The organism is Microcoleus sp. C2D2 (genome assembly GCF_036702495.1).
Lineage (GTDB): Bacteria > Cyanobacteriota > Cyanobacteriia > Cyanobacteriales > Microcoleaceae > Microcoleus.
Window position 1 is genome coordinate 46015 of the sequence record NZ_JAUBTO010000046.1, and the last position, 5287, is coordinate 51301.

6 protein-coding genes are annotated in these 5287 nt (G+C 49.6%); 5 read left to right on the top strand and 1 reads right to left on the bottom strand.

What is annotated here, in order from left to right; all coding sequences use genetic code 11:
* The first annotated feature begins 84 nt into the window (after positions 1-84).
* Both QUB61_RS16715 and QUB61_RS16720 read left to right on the top strand, forming a co-directional pair.
* Positions 85-1149, top strand: coding sequence for a tetratricopeptide repeat protein (locus QUB61_RS16715; protein ID WP_333132510.1), 1065 nt, complete (start codon positions 85-87; stop codon positions 1147-1149).
* A 38-nt stretch (positions 1150-1187) separates the two neighbouring features.
* Positions 1188-1697, top strand: a complete 510-nt coding sequence (locus tag QUB61_RS16720; RefSeq protein ID WP_333132509.1) for an N-acetyltransferase — start codon at positions 1188-1190, stop codon at positions 1695-1697.
* A gap of 142 nt (positions 1698-1839) precedes the next feature.
* Here QUB61_RS16720 and QUB61_RS16725 read toward each other — a convergent pair whose 3' ends face one another.
* Positions 1840-3417 carry an adenylate/guanylate cyclase domain-containing protein gene (locus tag QUB61_RS16725; RefSeq protein WP_333132508.1) on the bottom strand — a complete coding sequence of 526 codons (1578 nt, stop codon included), beginning with the start codon at positions 3415-3417 and terminating at the stop codon, positions 1840-1842.
* 88 nt (positions 3418-3505) lie between these two features.
* Between QUB61_RS16725 and QUB61_RS16730 the strand changes: the two genes are divergently transcribed.
* The 3 genes from QUB61_RS16730 (at position 3506) to QUB61_RS16740 (ending at position 5216) form a co-directional block, all read left to right on the top strand.
* Positions 3506-3766, top strand: a complete 261-nt coding sequence (locus tag QUB61_RS16730; RefSeq protein WP_333132507.1) for a hypothetical protein — start codon at positions 3506-3508, stop codon at positions 3764-3766.
* A gap of 333 nt (positions 3767-4099) precedes the next feature.
* Positions 4100-4930, top strand: a complete 831-nt coding sequence (locus QUB61_RS16735) for a prepilin peptidase (protein WP_333132506.1) — start codon at positions 4100-4102, stop codon at positions 4928-4930.
* Positions 4931-4994: 64 nt separating this feature from the next.
* Positions 4995-5216 carry a hypothetical protein gene (locus QUB61_RS16740; protein ID WP_332959862.1) on the top strand — a complete coding sequence of 74 codons (222 nt, stop codon included), beginning with the start codon at positions 4995-4997 and terminating at the stop codon, positions 5214-5216.
* Positions 5217-5287: the final 71 nt, after the last annotated feature.

The window sequence follows — 5287 nt, forward strand, 5'->3', positions numbered from 1 at the left end:
TAGCGATTGAGAAAAAATTCGGCAGGAACACCCGAAAAAGTTCTATCTTAATAGTTATCACCTAGCTATTGGAGGACTCGATCGGTGCACAGCCGCTCTTACCACTTCAGCTATCTCGCAGCTATAAGTATTGTCTTATCGCCCGCACTCAGCTTGCTGGCAATTTCAGACGCTCGGGCTTATGCGCCAATTATAAATGCGAGGCGCGCCCAAGCGAGCGATCTCGCTCAGGCAACAGACCCCAAAACGCAAGCAGACAAACTCTTTAAAACAGGAGTAAAACAGCACCGCGAGGGTTTGTTTCGAGAAGCAATCCAGACTTTTGAGCAAGTTTTGGCAACTCGCAAGCAACTAGGCGACGAACCGGGAATCGGAGAAACCCTTAATAATATGGGGGAAGTTTACGCCGAAATGGGTTCGCAGCCCAAAGCTTTGGAAGTTTTGCGGCAAGCTTTAGTCATTCACCGAGAAATCGGCGAAGGGCCTCGTATCGCGCGCACTCTCAATCTCATCGGTTTCGTCAACCGGGTTGCGGACAATTTTTCCGAAGCGATGAAACTGCACCAAGAAGCTTTGGAACTTGCCAAAACTGCCAAGGACCAAATTGAAATTGGAGAATCCCTCCACAACATCGCGGCCGTGTACGCAGAACAGGCAGATTACGCCAAGGCGATCGAATTTTACCAGCAAGCGCGCACGATTCGCACGACCTCCGGCGAGCGGCGCGATTTAGGCCGTACCCTCAATAACATGGGCGGCGTCTACTACAACATCGGCGACTTTAATAGAGCGATGGAATTTTACCACCAAGCTTTAGCAATTCGGCGGGAAATCGGAGACAGGGCTGGCGTCGGCCGCCTCCTCAACAACATGGCACTTACCTCTCGCAAACTCGGTAAAGATACTCAAGCGCTGATCTATTTTCAGCAAGCGATACCCATGTTAGAAGCAATCGGCGACAAGATAAGTATCGGACGCTTGCTCAACAATATGGGCACAATTCATGAAAGTCTCCGTCAATATGCTAAAGCTCTCGAATCCTACGAGCGAGCTTTAAAAATGGCTCGTGAGGGCGGTGACAAAGCCGGAGAAACTACAGCGATCGAGGGTATTAAGCGATTGTCTTCCGGTCAGCTTGTGCCGCAATAATGCCTGTTATTCTGCACAAAAATCAATCAATGTAAGCTATGGATATCCGTACCGAAAAGCCCGAAGATTTAGAAGCAGTTCGCAACGTCAATATTGCGGCATTCGGGCGAGAAAATGAGGCAAATCTAGTCGATCGATTGCGGGGAATTGGATCTACATTTTCATTGGTGGCCGTGCAATCCGATCGCATTGTCGGACACCTTTTCTTCAGTTTGGTTACGGTTGAAGGGAAATGTTCTAAAAATTTGTCGGTTCTGGGGTTGGCACCAGTCGCAGTTCTTCCCAATTATCAGCGGCAAGGTATAGGAACGCGGATGATCCGGGAGGGTTTAAAAGAGTGCGGGCGATCGGGATTTCAGGCAGTGGTTGTGCTTGGTCATCCAGATTTCTATCCGCGTTTTGGGTTCATTCCTGCTAGTAGGAACAGCTTGAGATGTGAATATGATGTGCCCGATGAGGCTTTTATGGTGTTGGAGTTAGAAAGTGGAGCTTTGCAGGAGTGCAGCGGAACGGTGAAATATCGATCGGAGTTTAGTGTATGCGGGTGACTTTCGCGGCGGTTTTTATTATCATGTATCGTACCACCAACAATTATAAAAATAACATTTAGGAGTCAGAGTGGAAAGCGGTTGTGCTGTACTTGCCTTTGTGAAGCATAAAACCTGCACAACTCTTGCCCCGCAAAGTTATTTAAATGCTCCCTTTTCCCTTCTCCCCTATTGCACCTTGCAAAGCAAAAATCGGAGTCATAGCAGATTTCCCCTTCAGAGAAACAGCTCCCAAAGCCTCGCAAATGAAGTGTAGCCCGATCGACTCATACACCCTTTCAGCAACCAAAATTTGGTTTTCCCCCGCCTTGCTCATCAACCGAGCAGCCGTATTCACCGTATCCCCGAGGATATTAAACTCCCTGCGCCCTCGCGGTTCCCCAACCTCAGCAGCAAACACCGGCCCCAGGGATAGCCCAATTTGACAGCTTACTTTTATTTCTTTACCCCCGATAATTACCCGAGGCAAGCCTGTAATCATATCTCGGATCGCAATCGCCGCAAAGGCGGCGCGGCTGGCGTCATCCGTGTGAGCGTCGGGCACGCCAAAATAAATCAGCATATCCGAACCGTCTAAGTGCGCCGTTACTTTTTGCAACACGCCCCCTTTAGCTGACACTACAGCATCTATCGACGCAAAAACTCGAGAATAACTCACTACCAGATTGACTTCTTCCTCCGGCGAAGCTTTCTCCACAGACTCCGGTAAACCAATCAAGTTGACAAACATCACCGTCGGTTCAGGAAAATCCGGCGGGATTTTCCGCCGGTCAGCATTTTCAACCAGCAGTCTCAGGATAGTTTTGGGAATATAACTAGCAAGGGGTTCAAGCCGATTCACAGCTTCCCCAATTTCTTTTACCAAGCCCGCAACGCTGCGATCGAGCAATACCGAACTCGGCATCCGCCGCCGAGTCAAAGTGATATCATACTCTCCGAGTCGATCGTCCGTTAAATCGTCCGCCACCAAAAAATAACCCGGTTGCCCGGGTTCAAAACGAAATTCCTCTCCCAAAGACTCTCTAGCAGTTTCAGTCAAACACACTCTGCCCACAGTCCCAGAACCCTCAGCTTGCTTGGCTTGCTGGACTGAATGCCCCAGCAGTACGTGAGCCATCCGCAGCGGCGTACCGATGTCAGCACTAATGTAGCGGCCGCAGTGGATGCCCACCCGCATCCTCAAAGACAAAGCACCCCGCACCGTTTCAATATTGGCAAATTCAGCCATCGCCCGCTGCATCCGCAAACCCGCCCGCACCGCCCTCGCTGTATCCTCTTGGTGAATTCCTGACAGAAACTGCACCAGCATCGCATCTCCGGTAAATTCCAGCAAATCCCCGCCCGATTTGCTGACAATTTCAATCATCGAGGCAAAATAGTCGTTAAGCACGCCCAGCAGCGTTTCAGCTCCCTTGCGCCCCAGGGCCGCATTCGCTTCCAACAGCGACGTAAACCCTGCCAAATCCGTGAACAGCAAGGTGCCTGTTTGCCACTGGTAGCGCACCTCGCCCGGGTTGGGCGGAGATTCGGACACGGGCCTGGGCACATAGTAGTGGAGGATGTAGCGGAGAGTGCGTAGGTGCTCGAAAACCCTCATTAGCGTTGCGGGGGACGGATCTACCCACGCTGCAGCGTAGAGTTGGGCCGAAAGGAGCGCTCGCAGCCGCAGTTCGAGCGCAGCCAAGGGAGGATTGTAGGTTAATCTATTAATAATTTCCACCTAAGTTTATTCTTAAAAAATAGGGTAAGTTCGATCGATCTAGAGGCAAGACCAATAGCTCGACCTATACCATTATGATAAGTTTCCAGTGACCCCATACCAGCCAAACCCACAACCCACGAGAGAAACTTCCGCTCGTCACAGCTTGCTAGCTCCCGATTTGATCCGAGCTGCTCGATCGGCCTATGGTATGTATCTGAAAGTGCATTCCGATCGGATGCAGCGTCCTGCAGGTGTAGTTGTCAGTCAAGGAAGCGATCGAGGCCAGCTAATTTTTGCTTCGCAGCCGGTTTTGTTGCCCGGTGAACGTTTTGTTACTTTTGACGAAATTGAATCTCAAATGTATTAATTGGGAATTGGGAATTGGGAATTGGGAATTGGGAATTGGGAATTGGGAATTGGGAATTGGGAATTGGGAATTGGGAATTGAGATCGCGAACGGTAACTACCGAATCATCTCTCAGTGCGAGCGGGACCCTCGCGAGAATATCACTCCTTGGGAGAATCCCCATATTGTAAAAAGCGTTTTTTATGAGTGGGAGCGTCCCGCACAGCACAGCTTATATATCATCTCTCTAAAAGGCCTAAGACTACAATCTTCACTACAAACCTTAGGAGTAATTGACCGGATACAATCTAACAACTAATAAATAACGACCATCAACAGTCAACAGACAACTTAATGGAAATAATCTTTAATTCCCTTGTCACCGCGATCGTCTTTGTTTCCGGCTCGGCTATTGGCAGCTTTCTAAATGTGGTAGTCTATCGGTTGCCTGCGGGTTTGTCGGTGATGCGGCCTCCTTCTCGCTGTCCCAAATGTTTAAATCAACTCAAACCTTACGAAAATATACCCGTTTTCGGTTGGCTGTGGCTGCGGGGACGCTGCAATCACTGCCTCCGTCCCATTTCTGCCCGCTATCCCCTGGTGGAAGCAGCTACGGGTTTCCTGTTTTTGCTCATCTTCTGGCGGTTTGGGGCGGGTGTGCAAACTCTGGGTTTTTGGGCTTTGTTTAGCTGGCTGTTGGCTTTGTCTTTGATTGATTGGGATACAATGACTTTGCCTAATTCTTTAACTCGATCGGGTTTGGTGGCCGGATTGGTTTTCCAAATAGCCAAAGGTTTGTGGCCGACATTTAGTCCGATCGACTCGGTGCACTATCTTGTACTCGACGGGATCCTGGGAGCAGTTGTCGGGTTGTGGCTGTTTGACATCATTGCTTTAGCAGGTTCTCTAGCCCTCCGGCAAAATGCTATGGGCGCCGGAGATAGCAAATTGGCTGCCTTGATGGGAGCTTGGCTGGGGTGGAAATACTTGCTGATAGCGGGATTTATCGCCTGTCTAGCCGGGGCTTTTGCTGGTGGCGGGGCGATCGCCATCGGGTTGCTCGATAGGCGTAAACCCATGCCTTTCGGCCCGTTTCTGGCTCTCGGTACAGCAATTACTGCTCTGTGGGGGGAAGCGATCTTATCTACTTACTTGCAGTTGTTTTTCCCGAATTTTAGTTTATGATCTGCCCTCCGTCAGGCGCGATCGAACTTAATCATATCGGTTCAAAAATTGGTAAAATTGTCCCGTGTCTTGGATTACACTTAAAACCACTAGCTTTCGGTGGGAAGCGGAATTAATGCAGCAGCTCCTGGCTGCTCATCAAATCCCGGCCCGGATTGTAGACTTGGGCATAGCATCTTATTTGGGGGCTGGAAGTGCTACAGCCCTGCAAGTTCTTCCAGAACACCAGCCAACAGCATCGCTCCTCATCAGTCCAGTTGAAGATGAGCCAGAATCTGGTGATTAGTCATTAGTCATTAGTCATTAGTCATTAGTCATTAGTCATTAGTCATTAGTCATTAGTCATTAGTCATTAGT

Bases quoted from the DNA above. Each gene is read 5' to 3' on its own strand.
- QUB61_RS16720 (WP_333132509.1), top strand. From the start codon at position 1,188: ATGGATATCCGTACCGAAAAGCCCGAAGATTTAGAAGCAGTTCGCAAC.
- QUB61_RS16735 (WP_333132506.1), top strand. From the start codon at position 4,100: ATGGAAATAATCTTTAATTCCCTTGTCACCGCGATCGTCTTTGTTTCC.